The organism is Stenotrophomonas maltophilia, assembly GCF_006974125.1.
GTDB lineage: Bacteria > Pseudomonadota > Gammaproteobacteria > Xanthomonadales > Xanthomonadaceae > Stenotrophomonas > Stenotrophomonas maltophilia_O.
On record NZ_CP037858.1, the window covers coordinates 894,216 to 912,864 of the forward strand.

General features: G+C 65.6%; 20 protein-coding genes. 11 read left to right on the forward strand and 9 right to left on the reverse strand.

Going from position 1 to position 18,649, the window contains the following annotated elements:
• Positions 1-40 precede the first annotated feature (40 nt).
• The 4 genes from EZ304_RS04145 to EZ304_RS04160 all read left to right on the forward strand — a co-directional run bounded on the left by EZ304_RS04145 (position 41) and on the right by EZ304_RS04160 (position 4,233).
• Positions 41-511 (forward strand): Imm26 family immunity protein, encoded by a 471-nt coding sequence (locus tag EZ304_RS04145; protein WP_185959214.1) that lies wholly within the window; start codon positions 41-43, stop codon positions 509-511.
• Positions 512-684: 173 nt separating this feature from the next.
• A complete protein-coding gene (locus EZ304_RS04150; protein WP_108765615.1) occupies positions 685-1,134 on the forward strand; it encodes a carboxymuconolactone decarboxylase family protein in 450 nt (149 codons plus the stop codon).
• Between the two features lie 367 nt (positions 1,135-1,501).
• Positions 1,502-3,373 (forward strand): ABC transporter ATP-binding protein, encoded by a 1,872-nt coding sequence (locus tag EZ304_RS04155; RefSeq protein ID WP_142806363.1) that lies wholly within the window; start codon positions 1,502-1,504, stop codon positions 3,371-3,373.
• An 80-nt stretch (positions 3,374-3,453) separates the two neighbouring features.
• Entirely contained in the window at positions 3,454-4,233 is a 780-nt protein-coding gene (locus tag EZ304_RS04160) for a ferredoxin--NADP reductase (RefSeq protein ID WP_046984352.1), read from the forward strand.
• Positions 4,234-4,312: 79 nt separating this feature from the next.
• Here the strand turns inward: EZ304_RS04160 and EZ304_RS04165 are convergent, their stop codons facing one another.
• Positions 4,313-4,792, reverse strand: coding sequence for a glutathione peroxidase (locus tag EZ304_RS04165; protein WP_142806364.1), 480 nt, complete (start codon positions 4,790-4,792; stop codon positions 4,313-4,315).
• Positions 4,793-4,967: 175 nt separating this feature from the next.
• On the opposite strand from EZ304_RS04165, the gene EZ304_RS04170 reads away from it, so the two are divergent.
• The gene (locus EZ304_RS04170; protein WP_099551816.1) at positions 4,968-7,136 is read left to right on the forward strand and encodes a M3 family metallopeptidase; all 2,169 of its coding nucleotides are present in this window, start codon (positions 4,968-4,970) and stop codon (positions 7,134-7,136) included.
• A gap of 203 nt (positions 7,137-7,339) precedes the next feature.
• Here the strand turns inward: EZ304_RS04170 and cfa are convergent, their stop codons facing one another.
• The 3 genes from cfa to EZ304_RS04185 are packed head-to-tail and all read right to left on the reverse strand — an operon-like array spanning position 7,340 to position 9,696.
• The gene (cfa, locus tag EZ304_RS04175; RefSeq protein ID WP_142806365.1) at positions 7,340-8,455 is read right to left on the reverse strand and encodes a cyclopropane fatty acyl phospholipid synthase; all 1,116 of its coding nucleotides are present in this window, start codon (positions 8,453-8,455) and stop codon (positions 7,340-7,342) included.
• Positions 8,456-8,474: 19 nt separating this feature from the next.
• Positions 8,475-9,356: a DUF3298 and DUF4163 domain-containing protein gene (locus EZ304_RS04180; protein WP_142806366.1), complete on the reverse strand. Its 882-nt coding sequence runs from the start codon at positions 9,354-9,356 to the stop codon at positions 8,475-8,477.
• 37 nt (positions 9,357-9,393) lie between these two features.
• Positions 9,394-9,696 carry a GNAT family N-acetyltransferase gene (locus EZ304_RS04185; protein WP_006455911.1) on the reverse strand — a complete coding sequence of 101 codons (303 nt, stop codon included), beginning with the start codon at positions 9,694-9,696 and terminating at the stop codon, positions 9,394-9,396.
• A gap of 185 nt (positions 9,697-9,881) precedes the next feature.
• Here EZ304_RS04185 and EZ304_RS04190 point away from each other — a divergent pair, with 185 nt between their 5' ends.
• Complete coding sequence (locus EZ304_RS04190; protein WP_049421514.1) at positions 9,882-10,067, forward strand: hypothetical protein; 186 nt, start codon at positions 9,882-9,884, stop codon at positions 10,065-10,067.
• 43 nt (positions 10,068-10,110) lie between these two features.
• Here EZ304_RS04190 and EZ304_RS04195 read toward each other — a convergent pair whose 3' ends face one another.
• Together EZ304_RS04195 and EZ304_RS04200 are read right to left on the reverse strand one after the other, a co-directional pair.
• Positions 10,111-10,737, reverse strand: a complete 627-nt coding sequence (locus EZ304_RS04195) for a rhomboid family intramembrane serine protease (RefSeq protein WP_057500143.1) — start codon at positions 10,735-10,737, stop codon at positions 10,111-10,113.
• A gap of 7 nt (positions 10,738-10,744) precedes the next feature.
• Entirely contained in the window at positions 10,745-12,310 is a 1,566-nt protein-coding gene (locus tag EZ304_RS04200; protein WP_142806367.1) for an oligopeptide:H+ symporter, read from the reverse strand.
• Between the two features lie 162 nt (positions 12,311-12,472).
• Between EZ304_RS04200 and EZ304_RS04205 the strand changes: the two genes are divergently transcribed.
• Entirely contained in the window at positions 12,473-13,321 is an 849-nt protein-coding gene (locus tag EZ304_RS04205; RefSeq protein WP_142806368.1) for an endonuclease/exonuclease/phosphatase family protein, read from the forward strand.
• A 175-nt stretch (positions 13,322-13,496) separates the two neighbouring features.
• On the opposite strand, the gene EZ304_RS04210 is transcribed toward EZ304_RS04205, so the two are convergent.
• Entirely contained in the window at positions 13,497-14,108 is a 612-nt protein-coding gene (locus EZ304_RS04210) for a superoxide dismutase (RefSeq protein ID WP_005410310.1), read from the reverse strand.
• Positions 14,109-14,329: 221 nt separating this feature from the next.
• Here EZ304_RS04210 and EZ304_RS04215 point away from each other — a divergent pair, with 221 nt between their 5' ends.
• Together EZ304_RS04215 and EZ304_RS04220 are read left to right on the forward strand one after the other, a co-directional pair.
• Positions 14,330-14,782: a ribonuclease domain-containing protein gene (locus EZ304_RS04215; RefSeq protein ID WP_142808067.1), complete on the forward strand. Its 453-nt coding sequence runs from the start codon at positions 14,330-14,332 to the stop codon at positions 14,780-14,782.
• A complete protein-coding gene (locus EZ304_RS04220) occupies positions 14,782-15,195 on the forward strand; it encodes a barstar family protein (protein WP_142806369.1) in 414 nt (137 codons plus the stop codon). Before EZ304_RS04215 ends, EZ304_RS04220 begins: the two co-directional genes overlap by 1 nt.
• Positions 15,196-15,336: 141 nt before the next feature.
• On the opposite strand, the gene EZ304_RS04225 is transcribed toward EZ304_RS04220, so the two are convergent.
• Together EZ304_RS04225 and EZ304_RS04230 are read right to left on the reverse strand one after the other, a co-directional pair.
• Complete coding sequence (locus tag EZ304_RS04225; RefSeq protein ID WP_142806370.1) at positions 15,337-17,106, reverse strand: hypothetical protein; 1,770 nt, start codon at positions 17,104-17,106, stop codon at positions 15,337-15,339.
• Between the two features lie 10 nt (positions 17,107-17,116).
• Complete coding sequence (locus EZ304_RS04230) at positions 17,117-17,716, reverse strand: NfuA family Fe-S biogenesis protein (protein WP_142806371.1); 600 nt, start codon at positions 17,714-17,716, stop codon at positions 17,117-17,119.
• 90 nt (positions 17,717-17,806) lie between these two features.
• On the opposite strand from EZ304_RS04230, the gene EZ304_RS04235 reads away from it, so the two are divergent.
• Both EZ304_RS04235 and EZ304_RS04240 read left to right on the forward strand, forming a co-directional pair.
• The gene (locus tag EZ304_RS04235) at positions 17,807-18,157 is read left to right on the forward strand and encodes a 4a-hydroxytetrahydrobiopterin dehydratase (RefSeq protein WP_142806372.1); all 351 of its coding nucleotides are present in this window, start codon (positions 17,807-17,809) and stop codon (positions 18,155-18,157) included.
• Positions 18,154-18,570, forward strand: coding sequence for an energy transducer TonB (locus tag EZ304_RS04240; protein ID WP_014037814.1), 417 nt, complete (start codon positions 18,154-18,156; stop codon positions 18,568-18,570). Before EZ304_RS04235 ends, EZ304_RS04240 begins: the two co-directional genes overlap by 4 nt.
• Positions 18,571-18,649 lie beyond the last annotated feature (79 nt).

The window sequence follows — 18,649 nt, forward strand, 5'->3', positions numbered from 1 at the left end:
TGGACTTGGGCAAGCTGTCAGCACAACGGAGAAGATGCTGATGGCAATGAACCCCAGAAATTCAAGAAAGAGGATCAAGGTAAATGTCGGCGATGTATTTGCCGTACCCATCGATCAGGACGAGCTTGTTTTTGGCTACGTGCGCACTTACAGGGATCCGGACGTGGCCATCCTTCCATTTATTTCAAAGGGAAGAATGCTTCATGCGTCCGAACTACCTACGCTGGAGAGCTTCCTGGATGTACTCACCTTGCGCACCGCCATTGAAAGAGGCGAGTGGCCGAGAATCGCCTCTTTTCCCTTTGAGGATGAAGAATCAACCTGGGCACCGCCAAGAAGGCAGCTATCAGCCATCCGCCCGGATGTCAGGCTCGTTATAGTCAAGGGCAATCTTGTCCCTGCTGAAAAATATGGTGAATGGGACACGCTGCCCGTACACATCAAAGCTGATACTGGCCAGTTGAAAGCGTTGATTCTGATGTCATCAGCCGAGTTCCCGGTTATCAGCTGAGCGCGAAACATCGCGGCTCGACACCCATGCAGGAATGCTTGATTTTGGAGCGCACTTGTGGAGTCGCATTTGGCTCTTCAGTGTGTCGCTTTTGACCTTCAGGTGTCACGAACGGGAACGGCGCGGCGTCCTTGTAGTGAAAGGCGGCCACCGTGGCCGCCGTGGAGCTGAAGATGTCCGACCATGCCTCTCCCCGCGTTCCCTACACCCGCCTGGCCGCCGATGCGTTCAAGGGCCTGCTGGCCACCAGCAAGGCGGTGCATGACAGCTCGATCGATCCGACCCTGATGGAACTGCTGTTCCTGCGTGTGTCACAGCTCAATGGCTGCGGCTACTGCATGGACATGCACGGCACCGCGCTGCGCAAGGGCGGGATCGAGCCGCGCAAGCTGGACACCCTGCCCGCGTGGCACGAAAGCCGCTTCTTCGATGCACGCGAACGTGCTGCACTGGGCTGGGCCGAGGCGCTGACCCGCTTGACCGACGGTGCGCCGTCGCAGGCGGCGTTCGACGCACTGGCACCGCATTTCGATGAAAAGGGCATCAGTGACCTGAGCATGGGCATTGCGGTGATCAATGCCTGGAACCGGCTGGGCGCGGGCCTGCTGCCGCCGCTGCCGTAAAAGGAGGGTCCGGCCGGGCTGCCGCCCGGCACCCGCAGAGGCAACAGCCGAAACAACAGCAACGTCAGAAGCTGGTTTCCTGAGGGATGACGAGGTGGATCCGGTTACGGGAGACGCCGTAAACCCGTCCTTGGGGGCTTGGCAGCCGCATCCATGCGGCTGACACTCCCGCAACCGGACCCACCCCGCCCTCGACAGACTTCTACTGCTGTTGGTAGGTGTCGACCTTGGTCGACACGGTAGATCCACGCCATGCGTGGATGCAGGAGGGCCGGATCCCTTCGCTTTGCAAAGGGATCTGACCCCGATGTCGGCCACACGGCTGCACTGACCCCATCTGCACGTATCAGGCGCGCACAATACGCGCATGCCTGCTCCCCCCACCGCTGGCGCTGCCGCCGCGAAGAAACCCAGCCTGCGCCAGCGCTTCAGGGCGATGCGTAACCTGCCACCGTTCCTGCGCATGGTCTGGCAGACCAGCCCCGCGCTTACCCTGGCCAGCCTGGGGCTGCGCCTGATCCGTGCGCTGCTGCCGGTGGCGATGCTCTACGTCGGCAAGCTGATCATCGACAGCGCGCTGCACCTGAGCCAGCACGATGCGGGCTTCCCGCCGCTGGGCGAGGCACTGTCCAGCGGCGTGCTCAATCCGCTGCTGGGCCTGCTGGCGCTGGAGTTCGGCCTGGCCATCGCCTCGGACCTGCTGGGCCGCCTGGTCAGCTACGCCGATGCCCTGCTCTCGGAGCTGTTCGCCAACGTCACCAGCATCCGGCTGATGGAGCACGCGGCGACGCTGGATCTGGAGGACTTCGAAGACCCGGACCTGCAGGACAAGCTGGACCGTGCGCGGCGCCAGACCATGGGCCGGATGAACCTGATGAGCCAGCTGTTCGGCCAGGTGCAGGACGCGATCACCGTGGCCAGCCTTGCCGTCGGCCTGCTGGTCTACGCGCCGTGGCTGATCCTGCTGCTGGCGCTGGCACTGGTGCCGGCCTTCATCGGCGAATCGCACTTCAACGCGGCCGGCTACAGCCTCAACTTCCAGTGGACGCCCGAGCGCCGCCAGCTCGACTACCTGCGCCAGCTCGGCGCCAGCGTGGAAACAGCCAAGGAAGTGAAGATCTACAACCTGCACCGTTTCCTGGTGGAGCGTTACCGGCGGCTGTCGGTGGCGCTGTTCCAGGCCAACCGTGCACTGGCCCGGCGCCGCGCGTTCTGGGGCACGCTGCTGGCCGCGCTGGGCACGCTGGGCTACTACACCGCCTACGCCTACATCGCCTGGCGCACGGTGCGCGGCGATTTCTCGATCGGCGACCTGACCTTCCTTGCTGGCAGCTTCCTGCGCCTGCGCCAGCTGCTGGAAGGCCTGCTGATCGGCTTTTCGCAGGTGGCCAGCCAGGCGCTGTACCTGGATGACCTGTTCTCGTTCTTCCAGATCGAGCCGGAAATCCACTCGCGCGAAGGGGCCGTTCGCGTGCCGCAGCCGATCCAGCAGGGCTTCGTGTTCGAGAATGTCGGTTTCCGTTACCCGGATGCCGAGCAATGGGCGGTGCGCCACCTCGATTTCCAGCTGCAGGCCGGCGAAGTGCTGGCCCTGGTCGGCGAGAACGGAGCGGGCAAGACCACCCTGGTGAAACTGCTGGCGCGGCTGTACGAACCGGACGAGGGCCGCATCCTGCTCGATGGCCGCGACCTGCGCGACTACGACCTGGACGACCTGCGCGCCAACCTCGGGGTGATCTTCCAGGACTTCGTGCGCTACAACCTCAGCGCCGGCGAGAACATCGGCGTCGGCCAGGTCGAGGCGATGGACGACCAGGCACGCATCACCGACGCCGCGCGGCGTGGCATGGCCGAGGAAGTGATCGATGCCCTGCCCGGCGGCTACGACCAGCTGATCGGCCGCCGCTTCAAGCAGGGCGTGGACCTGTCCGGCGGCCAATGGCAGAAGATCGCCATCGCCCGCGCATGGATGCGCAATGCGCAGGTAATGATCCTGGATGAGCCAACAGCAGCGCTGGATGCGCGCAGTGAGTTCGAGGTGTTCCAGCGGTTCAGGGAGCTGGCGGATAATCGTACGGCAGTGTTGATTTCCCACCGTTTCTCTTCGGTACGCATGGCCGATCGCATCCTGGTGCTGGCCGATGGCCGGATCGAGGCCAGCGGCACCCACGAACAGCTGATGGCCCAGGGAGGGCGGTACGCCGAGCTGTTCGAGCTGCAGGCAGCGGGTTACCGCTGAGAACGCCTCTCGTTCCGCCTAATGAGAACCTGTCTCATTTGAGATAGAATCACCCCCGACGACTTTCGATAGATACGCCCATGTCCTCCGCTTTCGGCGCCGAAACGGTGCTTGAGGTCCGCCACTGGACCGATGCCTACTTCAGCTTCACCCTCACCCGCGACAGCGGCTTCCGCTTCGAGAACGGCCAGTTCGTGATGATTGGCCTGGAAACCGAGGCGCGGCCGCTGCTGCGCGCCTATTCCATTGCCAGCGCCAACTGGGAAGAGCACCTGGAGTTCTTCAGCATCAAGGTGCAGGACGGCCCGCTGACCTCGCGCCTGCAGCACATCAAGCCGGGCGACAAGGTGCTGGTCGGCAAGAAGCCCACCGGCACCCTGCTGATCAGCGACCTGCACCCGGGCAAGAACCTGTACCTGCTGGGCACCGGCACCGGCATGGCACCGTGGCTGTCGGTGATCAAGGACCCGGAAACCTACGAGCGCTTCGAGAAGGTGATCCTGTGCCACGGCGTGCGCTACGAAAAGGACCTGGCCTACCGCGATTACTTCGAGAAGGAACTGCGCGAGCATGAGTTCCTGGGCGAGATGATCGGCGACAAGCTGCTGTACTACCCGGCGGTCACCCGTGAGCCGTTCGCCAACCAGGGCCGCCTGACCCAGCTGATGGAGAGCGGCGAGATGCAGCGCACCCTCGGCCTGCCGGAGCTGAGCCCGGAAAACGACCGCGCGATGATCTGCGGCAGCCCGCAGATGCTGGCCGACCTGCGCAGCGTGCTTGATGCGCGCGGCTTCCAGGTCTCACCGCGCATCGGCCAGCCGGGCCACTACGTGTTCGAGCGCGCGTTCGTCGAGAAATGATCCAAAAAGGGGACGGAGGGGATTAAGTCGTTTGTGGCACAAACGACTTAATCCCCTCCGTCCCCTTTTTGGCACGACCTCACAGCAGCGCTTCGATCTCGTCGCGCAGCTGCTCTGGCTTGGTGGTGGGCGCATGCCGCGACACCACCCGCCCCTGGCGATCGACCAGGAACTTGCTGAAATTCCACTTGATGCGGGCGCTTCCAAGCAGGCCGCGCTTCTCGCGTGACAGCCAGGCCCACAACGGATCAGCCCCCTCGCCGTTGACCTCGATCTTCTCCGACAGCGGGAAGCTGACCGGATAATCCAGCGAACAGAACTGGCGGATCTGCGTGGCGTCACCGGGCTCCTGCGCACCGAACTGGTTGCACGGGAAGCCGATCACCACCAGGCCACGCTCGCGATACTCCTGCCACAGCTGCTCCAGCCCGGTGTACTGCGGGGTGAAGCCGCACTTGCTGGCCACGTTGACCAGCACCAGCGCCTTGCCGCGGTACTGCTCCAAGGCCTGCGGCTGGCCGTCCAGGTCGTTGAAGCTGAAATCGTAGGCGGTGGTCATGGAGGTGGCCCGGGGAGATGACACCGGCATGGTACCGGGGTAGCCACGTACCCGGCAGCCACCCATGGGGTGGCTCTACCGCCGTCGGCATTGCCAGCATGCCTTTTGACACAAGTGCGGGCGCGGCCAGCCGGGTTACCCTCGGGCCCTTGTTTGCCTTACCGGAGTTCCTACCTTGACCACTCGCCTTGCCCTTGCCGTGGCCATGTCCCTCGGCCTTGCCCTGCCCGCCTTCTCGGCCGGCGCCGCCACCCCGGCTGCCAGCACCAATGCCCAGCAGGCCAATCCGTTCTTCGCCGAAAGCCCGCTGCCGCTGCACTTCCCGCAGTTCGACAAGATCAAGGACAGCGACTTCGCCCCGGCCTTCGACGCCGGCATGGCGCAGCAGCTGAAGGAAGTGGAAGCGATCGCCAACAACAAGGCCAAGCCGACCTTCGACAACACCATCATCGCCCTCGAAAAGAGCGGTGACATCCTCGACCGCGCAACCACCGTGTTCTTCAGCCTGGTCGGTGCCGACACCAACGACACCCGCAAGAAGCTGCAGGCCGACTACTCGGCGAAGTTCGCCGCGCACAGCGATGCGATCGCGCTGAACGGCAAGCTGTTCGCGCGCATCCAGGCACTGTATGACACCCGCAGCCAGCTGGGCCTGGACGCGGAAGGCGTGCGCCTGGTCGAGAAGTACTACGACAACTACGTGCGCGCAGGCGCCAAGCTGTCCGAGGCCGACAAGGCCAAGCTGAAGGAGATGAACGCCGAGCTGGCCAACCTGGGTACCAGGTTCAGCCAGAACGTGCAGTCGGAAGTGAACGCTTCGGCGATCACCGTCGACGACGTCAAGGAACTGGACGGCCTGTCCAAGGAGCAGATCGCCGCCGCCGCCGAAGCCGCCAAGGCCCGCGGCCAGGACGGCAAGTATGTGATTACCCTGCTCAACACCACCGGCCAGCCGCCGCTGACCAACCTGGCCAACCGCGCCCTGCGCCAGAAGATCTACGAAGCGTCGGTCAGCCGTGGCAGCCGCGGCGGTGAGTTCGACAACACCGCGCTGGTCTCGCGCATCATGCAGCTGCGTGCCGACAAGGCCAAGCTGATGGGCTTCCCGAACTTTGCCGCCTACAATCTGACCAACCAGACCGCCAAGACCCCGGAAGCGGTCAACGCGATGCTGGGCAAGCTGGCCCCGGCCGCCGTGGCCAACGCCAAGCGCGAAGCCGCCGACCTGCAGGCAATGATCGACAAGGAACAGAAGGCCGCGCGCAAGCCGACCTTCCAGCTGGAACCGTGGGACTGGGCCTTCTACAGCGAGAAGGTGCGCCAGGCCAAGTACAACTTCGACGAGTCGCAGCTGAAGCCGTACTTCGAGATGAAGAACGTGCTGGAAAACGGCGTGTTCTACGCCGCGGGCCAGGAATTCGGCCTGACCTTCAAGCAGCGCACCGACCTGCCGGTCTACCACGATGACGTCACCGTCTACGACGTGTTCGACGCCGACGGCAGCCAGCTGGCGATCTTCATCTTCGACCCGTATGCACGCGCCTCCAAGCGCGGTGGTGCGTGGATGAACTCCTACGTCTCGCAGTCCAAGCTGACCGGCTTCAAGCCGGTGGTCGCCAACCACCTGAACATCCCGAAGCCGCCGGCCGGCCAGCCGACCCTGCTGACCTGGGATGAGGTGAACACCACCTTCCACGAGTTCGGTCACGCCCTGCACGGCATGTTCTCCAACGTGAAGTACCCGTACTTCTCGGGCACCTCGGTGCCGCGTGACTTCGTCGAATTCCCCTCGCAGGTCAACGAGATGTGGTCGGACAATCCGGTCATCCTGAAGAACTACGCCAAGCACTACCAGAACGGCTCGGCGATGCCGCAGGCGCTGCTGGACAAGGTGCTGGCGGCGGCCAAGTTCAACCAGGGCTTCGCTACGACCGAGTACCTGGGTGCGGCCATGCTTGATCAGCGCTGGCACCAGATCGGCGCCGACCAGGTGCCGGCTGCCAAGGACGTGATGGCCTTCGAGCGCGCTGCGCTGGAGAAGGACGGCATCTACTACGCGCCGGTTCCGCCGCGCTACAAGACCCCGTACTTCAGCCACATCATGGGTGGCTACTCGGCCGGCTACTACGCCTACATCTGGTCGGAAGTGCTCGACGCCAACACCCAGAAGTGGTTCAAGGACAACGGTGGCCTGAGCCGCAAGAACGGCGACCACTTCCGTGCCACCCTGCTGTCCAAGGGCGGCAGCGTGGATGCCATGCAGCTGTTCCGCGATTTCGCCGGCCATGAGCCGCAGATCGAACCGCTGCTGGAAAAGCGTGGCCTGACCGGCGCCGGCAACTGATCGCCCGCGCGATAGCCTGAAACGAAAACCGCCCGGGAGACCGGGCGGTTTTTTTTCGTTGGGCCATCCACGCATGGCGTGGATCTACTGGTGGGTGCCGACCGTTGGTCGGCACGATCCATTCGCGCCACGAACCCCGGCATCATCGATCCACACATGACGCACTCCAGTAGATCCACGCCATGCGTGGATGATCCTCCAGATCAACGCGGCGCCACATACCCACCCGACACGCCTTCCGGCGACAGCACCAGCTGCCACAACTGCGCATGCCGGGTGCGGAAGGTCGCCATCGACCCGGCCAGGTAGAAACGCCACATGCGGCGGAAATGCTCGTCGTAACCCGCGTCCAGCCGTGGCCACGCCGCTTCCACGTTGCGCCGCCAGGCTTGCAGGGTCAGGTCGTAGTCGGTGCCGAAGTTGTGCCAATCCTCCAGCACGAAACGTCCTTCGAATGCCTTGCTGATCTGCACCGCCGACGGCAGCATCGAATTGGGGAAGATGTAGCGCGCGATCCAGGGATCGGTGCGATGCCGCGAGATGTTGGTGCCGATGGTGTGCAGCAGCAGCAACCCGCGCGGCGACAGGCAGCGCCGGGCCACCTCGAAGAAACTCGCGTAGTTCTTGTCGCCGACATGCTCGAACATGCCGATCGAGAAGATCGCATCGAACGGCTCATCCAGTTCGCGATAGTCCTGCAGGCGGATCTCGATCGGCAGGCCCGCGCACAGTTCACGCGCGAACCCGGCCTGCTCCTGCGAAATCGTCACGCCGACACCGCTGACACCGTAGCGTTCGGCGGCAAACTTCAGTGCTTCGCCCCAACCACAACCGATGTCCAGCACGCGCTGGCCCGGGCGCAGGCCCAGCTTGCGGCAGACCAGGTCCAGTTTGGCTTCCTGCGCTGCATCCAGATCACCGGCATTGCGCCAGTAGCCGCAGCTGTACACCAGCCGCTGGCCGAGCATTGCTTGGTAGAGATCATTGCCGAGGTCATAGTGGCGGCGACCGACTTCGTAGCTGCCCTGCCCCACCTGCAGGTTGAACAGGCGCGCCTTCAGCGCATCGGCCACTTCGCGCCAGCCGTGCACCCGTTCGTCCAGGTGCGCCTGCATCAGGTGGACAAGGAATTCATCGAGGACGTTGGCATCCCACCAACCCTCCATGTAGCTCTCGCCGAGACCCAGCGAACCGTGGCCCATGACCCGCGCGAAGAAGCGCGGGTCATGCACCTGGATGTCCTGTGGCTGGGTACCGCCGAGGCGGACCCCGGCTTCCTGCAGCAGGCCGGCGACCCGCTCCTGCAACCCTGTATCCACGCCACCTCCTCGACTGCGGTCAACCGCGTGCGAACAGCTCCACGTAGTCCTTGGCCACGTGCGGCAACAACACCGCCGCCGGAACATCGGCGGTCTGGGTGCCGTCCGAGTATGGACCCACCTGGTACGGCGGGAAAACAAAGCGCAGCGCGGTGATCTGCCCCTTGTCGTCGGTCAGCGGCTGGAACTGGCTGAAATTGTCGGCCTGCGGGCCGGTACCGTCGGCGATCATGCGCGATGCGTTGCGCAGCGATTCCTGCAGCTGGGCCGGGTCCATGTCCTCGCCACTGAGGCGGGTGGCCACGCGTTCGCGCAGCTGGTCGGCGACGAAATCACTGATCGCCTTCCAGCCCTTCGCATCGGCCACCAGCTTGTCGGCACTGAGCATCTGCTGCTGCACCGGCAGCCATACGAAGCGCGCGACCAGCGGTTCACCGTGGGCGCCACCGGTGTAACGGCTGCCATCGGCACTGACTACCACCAGCTGCGGTGTTTCCAGCAGTTTCTCGAAACTCAGCGACAGCTCGTAAGGCATGGTCGGCTTGTCGTTGCCAAGCCCGTCCAGCGCCTGCTGCAGGTCGCTGCGCGCGCTGGTGGCATAGTCCTGCAGCGCGCGCGCCAGGCCCGGGTAACGGTCGATGCCGGCCGGGTAGCTGATGCCCACCACTTCGCGCTCGTTGTTCTCGATCACATCGCGCAGGTCCAGCGGCGCTTCCGTGGCCGGCGTTTCGCCTGCGGCGGTGGCCTCGGCGGCGGGGGCCGCGTCGGTCGCCGGTGCCGGCTCGCTTTCACGCTGGCAACCGGCCAGCAACAGCACGCCCACCACGCCGGCCAGCACGCTGCCGTGCAATGGCCGGTTGTTTCCAATCTTCATCGGGATCCCCTGTTCATGTTTGTACATCATCGCCTGCCATGGCTGAAGCGTGGCCCGCTGGCATTCAGCCAACGAGCAGGTCGTGGTACTCCTCATGCCGCTGCAGGAAGGCCTCTGCGTAGGAACACGCCGGCACCACCTTGTACTTCTGCTCACGGGCAAAACGCAGCGCCACACGGGTCAGCTCACCGGCGATGCCACGGCCGGCGATCGGCTCGGGGACCTCGGTATGCGTGATGACCATGCGCCTGCGCTTGATCTGGTAATCCAGCACCGCCAGCTGTCCGCGCACACGGGCGGTGAAGCGATGGTTGGCCAGGTCGTGTTCGACCTCGTAGGCCAGACCGGGGGGCGTGACCGAAGCCATGGAACTGTCTCCTGCGGCGACTGCGTGGATGGTGCGCAGCCGGGCGACATGATCGCGTGAAGCCTGAACAGGGGCAAGTCCGATCCATTCACGTCAGATTGCGACCCTCAAGCTGGAGCGCTGGCGGCCGCTATCGCCTGTGGAGGGGTACAGCCAGGCTGGCACGACCCTTGCAACCGTTGATCATGCGCACCACCGCGGAGGCTCCGATGCACCCCAGCGATTCCCATTCAGATACCGACCGCGCCCTGCTGGAGGGCCTGCTGCAACTGGCGGTGGAAGGGCAGACCCAGGACCAGGATTTCCAGCGCATCGGCGAAGAAGTGTTCGCCCGCCTGCTGGATACCTACGGCCAGCAGCCCACGCTCTGAAACAGCCGGGGCGGATCGGTACCGATCCGCCCCGTCGCATGCTTCAACCGCCGCCGAGGCGGAAGGTCGGGTTGGAAAGCTCGCGCAGGAAGTGGTTGAAGATGCTCGGCTGCATGGCCAGCATGAAGATCACGCCGAACGCTGCACCGGCCAGGTGCGCGCTGTGGTTGATGCGATCACCACCGCGCTTGTCCATCCAGATGCTGTAGCCCACGTAGAACGCGGCATAGACAATCGCAGGCGCCGGGATGAAGAACACCAGGATGATCGACCACGGCTTGATCAGGATGAAGGCGAACAGCACCGCCGACACCGCCCCGGACGCACCCAGGCTGAGGTAGTTCGGGTTCTTCTGGTTCTTCAGGTAGCTGGGCAGGATCGAGACCAGCAGCGCACCGATGTAGAACGCCGGGTAGGTCAGGTAGCTGCCGGTCAGCTGCACCATAACGCTCTCGATGAATCCCCCGAAGAAGAACAGGGTGATCATGTTGAAGATCAGGTGCGACCAGTCGGCGTGGATGAAGCCATAGGTCACCAGCCGGTCGTACTGGCGGTGACGGTCGATGGCCGGCGGCCACAGGATCAGGCGATCGGCCAGCTTGCGGTTGTTGAACGCCATCCACGACAGGATGGCGGTGATGGCGATCAACAGCAGATTGACGGGGGTCATGTCAGGCTCAGGCGCTACGGTAGTTGTCGACCATACGATAGCGTTTCGCATACCAACCGAAGGCCAACGCCGCGACGAAGGCGAAACCGGCGAAGAAGAACATCAGGAATGCCGCCTCGCTCAGGCCCGTACTGGCGATCTTGTGGGTCACGGCATCGTTGCGCACGGCGGCGTTGGACAGCAGCACCCACAGGTTGCCGATGGTGGTGGTCAGGTTCCAGAAACTCATCACCACGCCCTTCATCGCCTGCGGCGCCTGGCTGTAGGCGAACTCCAGGCCGGTGGCCGAGACCAGTACCTCACCGAAGGTCAGCAGTGCGTACGGCAGCATCTGCCAGAAGATCGACATGGCGTTGCCACCGTCCATCACCACCTGGATGCCGCCGACCACGATCCAGGCCAGGCCGCTGAACGCGATGCCGGCGGTCATGCGGCGCAGCGCGGTCGGCTCGAAGCCGAAGCGGCGCAGGGCCGGGTACAGCACCAGGTTGTTGAACGGAATCAGGATCATCACCAGCAGCGGGTTCAATGCCTGCATCTGCGAGGCGGTGAACCAGCTCGGCATCTGCATCTGCTGGCCCTGCAGGACCCAGGTCGAGGCCTTCTGGTCGAACAGCGAGAAGAACGGCGTGGTCAACGCGAAGATCACCAGCACGCGCAGCACCGAACGCACCCCCTCAACGGCTTCGGCCGGATGCTGGCCACGCGCGCGATCGAGCTGCAGCCAGGTGCCACCGCCGATGCCCGCCAGGATCGACACCAGCGCCAGGCACAGACAGATGACGATGCCCAGCGAGCCGACCAGGCCGAACGAGGCCACTGCCAGCACCAGGCCGAGCGCGGCGATCACCAGGCCCGGACGGCCCTGGCCAGCCACGCGCGCGGTCAGCGCGGTACGCACCACGTTGGCGAACGAATGCGGATCCTTCGGCGGCAGCGGCACCAGCACGTAGCGCTTGCGGCCCAGCCAGAACACGAAGGTGGCCACGAACATCAGGATGCCCGGAATACCGAACGCCCACTGGGGCCCCCAGTTCTTCAGCGCCAGCGGGATCAGCAGCGAGGCGAACAGCGAGCCGAAGTTGATGATCCAGTAAAAGGCGTCGAAAACGATCTTGGCCAGGTGCTTGTTGCTCTGGTCGAACTGGTCGCCCATGAACGAGGCCACCAGCGGCTTGATGCCACCGGCACCGAGCGCGATCAGGCCCAGGCCGAGGAAGAAGCCCTCGCGGCTGTTCTCGAACAACGCCAGGCACAGGTGGCCGGCGCAGTAGACCAGGCTGAACCAGAGGATGGTGTGGTACTTGCCAAAGAACCTGTCGGCCAGCCAGCCACCGAGCAGCGGGAAGAAGTACACGCCGATCATGAAGCTGTGCATGATGTCCTTGGCTTCACCGGCACGGCCCTCTGCAGTGATTTCCTGCAGCAGCAGCGAGGTGATCAGGAACTGCACCAGGATGTTGCGCATCCCGTAGAAACTGAACCGCTCGCAGGCCTCATTGCCGATGATGTACGGGATCTGGCGCGGCATCTTTCCCTGGCCGGCGATGGGGGCAACTGCGTCGTGGCTCATCCTGTAAGGCAATCCTGCAAAGCGAAAGGCGCAAGGTTACCGGAAGCAGGGCTTGCGAAGCACGCTGCAGGGCTGCATGACAACGGTGCCAATCCATGGCAGGCAGTGTTGGCCGTGCCGGAAGTCACGGCACCTGCACGACAAAAGCGTAAACTTATCGTTATGCGCCCCCTCGCCTACGCCCGTCTCCTGCTCGGAAGCCTCGTGCTGGTGCTGGCGTCGCATGCGCAGGCCCGGCCGCAGGCACCCGCCAGTGCGACCGGTGACACCGAACCTCGCCTGCTGACCGTGGCCTCCCTGGAACTGCCCAGTCGCGATGAGGGGCAGTGGAAGCAGCGCCGCGAACAGGTGGCGCAGCTGCTCACCGAGCTGCAGCCGGACGTGATCTCAGTGCAGCAGGTGCTGCAGCAGCAGGGCCGCAATCCGGCCTGCTGGTTGGCCAGCCGGCTGCGCTACAGCTGCGACTTCGTTACCGCCGACCCGCCCAGCCAGCCGTTGCGGCATGGCAACGCGATGCTGACCCGGCTGCCGGTCAGCGAGGACGGCGTGACCCTGCTGCACCCACCCGGCACCTTCAGCGCCGCCGGCATGATGCGGCTGAAGCTGGGCGAGGCACTGGTCAACATCTATGTGGCACGGCTGCGCCCGGACCCGGACGAGGCCACCGCCCGCCAGCATCAGACCAGCGACCTGATGACCTGGATCGGCGCCACCGCCGAGGGCATGCCCAGCCTGATCGCCGGCGATTTCTCCGCCAACACCGTGGAACTGGTACGCAGCACCCCTGGCTTCCAGCCGGCCCGGCGCAATCCTGGCGGTCGCCCGGAGCCGCCTGCGGCCAGCGGCGGTGGCGCCAGTGGTCACGGCCTGGACGTGCTGTTCCAGGTCAAGCACTTCGGCGGTATCCGCCAGCAGCCGATCCTGCTGCCGGCCGACGGCGACCTGCCCGGCCTGCGCCTGGGCGTGATGGCCACCCTGCGCCTGCAGGGCGATACGGCCACCGCCGAATAGCCCCTCCTTCGGCCCCGGTGGGTGCCGACCTTGGTCGGCACATTCCCACCGCGCTCGCACCATCTCCCGTGCCGACCAAGGTCGGCACCCACCAGGTCCTGCCCCACGTCCAGAAGCTGGCAAACAAAAAGGCCGGGGTCTCCCCCGGCCTTTTCTGTTCATTCCGTTACCGCGATCAGGCGATCGCTTCCTGGTAACGGCGCTCGACTTCGTTCCAGTCGATGACGTTGAAGAACGCGCCGATGTATTCCGGACGACGGTTCTGGTACTTCAGGTAGTACGCGTGTTCCCACACGTCCAGGCCGAGGATGGGGGTGTTGCCTTCCATCAGCGGGCTGTCCTGGTTGCCGGTGCTCTCGACCACGACCTTCTTGTCCGGGGTCACGCTCAGCCACGCCCAGCCGCTGCCGAAACGGGTCAGCGCAGCCTTGGTGAAGGCATCCTTGAACTTGTCGAAGCCGCCCAGGTCCTTGTCGATGGCCTTGGCCACGTCGCCCACCGGGTTGCCGCCCGCATTCGGAGCCATCACGGTCCAGAACAGCGAGTGGTTGGCATGGCCGCCACCGTTGTTGCGCACCGGGCCCTGCAGGTTCTCCGGCAGCGACTTGAGCTTCTTCACCAGTTCTTCGACCGGCAGGTCAGCGTACTCGGTGCCTTCCAGCGCCGCGTTGACGTTGTTGATGTAGGTCTGGTGATGCTTGGTGTGATGGATTTCCATCGTCGCCGCATCGATATGCGGTTCCAGCGCGTCGTAGGCGTAGGACAGCTTGGGCAGGGTATAGGCCATGATGCATCTCCTGATTGCGAGGGCACCCGACGGTGTCGGGCGTTGCGCGGTGAATGATGGGGACAGACCACTAGATTACCAAGGGGGATGTAAAGGAAATTGCGTCCTGCCAGTGAGCACGACAGCAATTGTTACGCACCGGTGACGCACCACGCTCCTCATGCACCGTGCAGCGCAGGAGCGCTACAGTGCCTGCCACCACCTCTGCCCGCCCCCTGCCCATGCGCAACCCCCGGCTGCTGCTCACCGCCATCGCCCTGCTGCTGCTCGGCCTGGTCGTCAACCATTTCATGCAGCGTCCACCGGCGCCGCAGTTCGCACCGGACCTGCAGGGCACACCCGCCGCGCGTGCGTCGGCCGCACCCGGTGCAGGCAATGACCACGGCCTGCCCGCCTTCCTGCCCGCCGAAGCCCGGCAGACGATCGCCCTGATCCAGCGCGGCGGGCCGTTCCCGCACCGCCAGGACGGCAGCACCTTCGGCAACCGCGAACAGCAGCTGCCGCAGCGCCCGCGTGGCTACTACCGCGAATACACCGTGGACACCCCCGGCGCACGCACCCGTGGCGCGCGCCGCATCGTCACCGGCGGTGATCCGGCCGAGGCGTGGTACTACACCGACGACCACTACGAATCATTCCGCAGCTTCACCGTACCGGCCCAGGGAGCGCAGTGATGAGCCATGACGATTTCGGCCTCGGCCTGCATGACATCAACAACGCTGGCGTCTACGCCATCGACAGCGACGACATCAGCGCATTGGCCGCCGCGATGCGCGATGCTGGGCTGAAGGTGATCCGCATCGATCTGGAAAGCGTGGCCGACAAGCGCACCCTGCTGGCGCGGCTGGCGGCGCAGCTGGATTTTCCGGCGGGCTTCGGCGGCAACTGGGATGCGCTGTCGGACAACCTGCGAGACCTGCAATGGCTGCCGGCCAACGGCTACGCGCTGTTCCTGGCCGACGTGGATGCACTGCGTGCCGCCACCCAGAAGGACTTCGACACCCTGCTGGATGTGATGGATGAAGCCAGCCGCGACTGGGTCGGCCGCGATGTGCCGTTCTGGGTGTTCCTGTCGCAGAGCGCGTGAGGTCGCTGCCCTGGTGGATGCCGACCCAGGTCGGCATGCGCTGGTGCCTTGGTAGATGCCGACCTTGGTCGGCGCTTTTGTGCCAACCAAGGTTGGCACCTACCCAAGCGCGAGCCGGCCAGCGTGGGGCGCGCGCCTTGCCTAGCGGCTGCCGTTATCTTCCTGCAGCTCTTTCTTGAACGGAATGTCCGGCGGCGGCCGTGCCACGGCCGGCTGGTCCTGCATGTTCGGATTGGTGAGGCCACAGCCACCACCGGCCTGCAGGATCGAGATCACACAGGAGATCTTCGTACCGGTGCCCGGCAACGGAATCTCCATCGACTTGATGCCCTTGCGCACCCATTCGGCCAGCAGTGATTCCTGCGGCACCCAGTACTTGTCGAACGAGGTCGGCGTGTAGTCGTACGGCGGCCGCTTCAACCAGGTGCCGGACTGCGCGATGCGCTCCTTGCTCCAGCCATCGTTGGCGCCGCCGGGGGCACCACGCTCGGCGTGCCCGTCACCCTCCTGCCCCGGCACGCGCACACTGCCATCGGCATTGAACAGGCCATTGCCCTTGCCGGCGGCACTGGCCTGGCTTGCGCCCTTGCTGACGCCGTCGTGGTTGCGGCTCGACGCGCCCCAGTCGTCGCCCTTGGCGGGCGTAGCCCAGTTGCCCGGGTTGGGAGCCGGACGCGCGCCGGCCTGGGCCGGTGTCGTGCTGGAGGCGGACGGCCGTGGCGTGCTGCTGTTGGCCTGGCTCGCACTGCTGCTGGCCGCAGGCGTCGCCGTCGCCTCTGGCGCGCTGCCGCTGGACGTTGAAGAAGCCGCCGCAGGTGCCAACGCGACTTCGCGCTCCCGCACCTGCAGGTCACGGCCCGCCGGCGCACGCACGGTCGGCTCACGCCCGGCCACGGCAGCCATCCGTACCTGCGGATCGACCACGGCCTGCACTTCGCGCTCGCGCACCTGCACGTCGCGCTGCGGCACACGGACCTGTACATCGGCCGTGCGCAGCGGCTGCGACACCGTCGGTGCATCAACCGTACTGACTTCGCGCTCCTGCACCGGGATGTCACGCAACTGCGGCGTCCGCACCGCGATCTCCGGCGCACGCAGTGCGGTTCGGGTTGGCGGCGCCTGCACCGGCTGCACGCTGCGCTCGCGCACCGCGGGTGTGGTGTCACGCGGCACGATGCTGACCTCGGTGCGCGGCACGCTGACCGGCGGCACCACGAAATCCGTACTGGCCTCAGCTACTTCGGTGGCCTGCACCGGTGACGGTGGCGGTGCAGCGACCGGCGCCGGCTCGGATTCGGCGGGCGGCAGTGGCACGCTGGCCGTTGCAGCCGGAGCGGGAGCGGGAGCGGATGCAGCTGCCGACGCGGACGCCGGACGCGGCTCAGGCGCCGTTGCGGTCCCTGCGTTCTGGCCAGCTGCAACCTGGCCCGGCGGTGCAGCCGCCGCGTCGGCACCTGGCTGATCGCCGCCGCCCTCCTGGGTGGCGCGACCGACGAACTCCACCTGCACGCGCTCGCCCTCGGCACCTTCTTCTTCCGGTGCCGTGGTGCGGATCACTGCCACCCATAGCAGCAGCATGAAGAACAGCAGATGCAGCAGCGCACTGGCCAATGCCGAGATCCAGCGCATCCAGCGCTGGTCGCGCGGCGCAGCATCCCAGTCCTGCCAGAACAGACGGCGCAGCGCTTGCCAGGGCGACAACGGGGGCAACTGCCCGGGCGGACCTGGCAGCGGACGCGGCAGCAGCACCGCGATCAACTCGCTGGCGTGCAGCGGCCGCGGCAACGGACCGAGCGAGCGCAGCCACAACGCCCAGCCATACGGCAGGCGCGTGGTTTTCTCGAGGACGGCCCTGGGCTGCTGGCGGGCCAGCAGCAGGTCGATGAATTGCTCGGCCCGGGTCAGAGGCACGCGTCAGCGGTCAGGCGGCGTTGCTGCGAGGGATGTACGGCGCGTGGCCACTGTCGTGGTCGGTTGCGTCGCGCACGGCGGTCACGCCCGGCACGCGGCCCATCAGGGTCTTTTCAATGCCCTGCTTGAGGGTCACGTCGGCCATGCCGCAGCCCTGGCAGCCACCACCGAAGCGCAGCAGCACCACGCCTTCGGCCGAGACTTCCTGCACGGCCACCTTGCCGCCATGCGAGGCCAGCTGCGGATTGATTTCGTTCTCCACCACCCAGTGCACGCGCTCGACCAGCGAGGCGGCATCGCCGGGTGCTTCGCCCTTGATGCGCGGCGCCTTGATGGTCAGCTGCTGGGTACCGGCACTGCCGGCGACGATGTCGATCTCGGCGCCATCGAGCCAGCCGACGCTGCTGGCGTCGACATACAGGGTGAAGCCATCGCAGTCCACCGCCCACTCGTCACCGAGCAGGTCGGCCGGCTCGGCGAACTCCAGCCGGGCGTCGGCGCGCGGAGTGCCAGGATCGACCGCACTGAGGCGCACGCCCATGCCGGGCACGCCCTCGCGTTCGATCAGCTTGCGGAAATGGGTCTGGGCAGTGTCGGAGATCTGGATCATCAGGCTATTCTAGCCAAGTAAGCGTCAGCCGCTCATTCGGTTTATACACCGTCCGGCGCATTGTTCAGTCAACACGAGGTGGAGATTCCCATGGCCGACCCGATTCCACTGGCCCAGGCCCGTTGCGTGCCGCGCAAAGGCAGCGACCACAAGCTCGGCGAGGCCCGCCTGGCCGAACTGTTGCCGCAGATTCCCGGCTGGGAGCTGAGCGAGGGCGGACAGGCCCTGACGCGCACCTTCCGCTTCAAGGATTACTACGCCACCATGGCCTTCGTGAACGCGCTGGCCTGGGTTGCCCACCACGAGGACCACCATCCGGACCTGGGCGTGCACTACGACCGCGCGGTCGTGCGCTTTTCCACCCACGACGTGGGCGGCCTGAGCGAGAACGACTTCATCTGCGCTGCAAAGACTTCGGCCCTGACGGAGCAACTGCCATGAACGTACGTTTGCTGAGCCTGTCCCTGATCGCTGCGACCGGCCTGGCCGGCTGCGGCACGTCGGAACCGCCGGCACCACCGCCGCCGCCGCCGACCGAAGTGGCCGCGGTGAAGACGCCGCCGCCGCAGTACCCGCTCGAACTGGCCTGCATGGGTGTAGGCGGCACCAGCACCTTCAAGGTGACCATCGGCACCGACGGCAAGCCGAGCGAGGTTGCGCTGCTCACCGGCGCCGGCAACCCGCAGCTGGACGAACTGGCCAAGACCGCCGTGCAGGGCTGGCAGTTCAATGCCGCCACCCGCAACGGCCAGCCGGTGCCGGCCACCATCCAGGTGCCGGTCAGCTTCAACCCGCCGCAGCCGAAGCCGGACCAGTGCTTCGCCATCGAAGAACGCCTGCGTCGCGGCGGCTGATCGCCCGCGCCCCGACGAGGCCAGCCGACGCCCGCCTCGCCCCCGCCGCCCCGGGCTCATCCGGGGCGGCTGTCTGTTG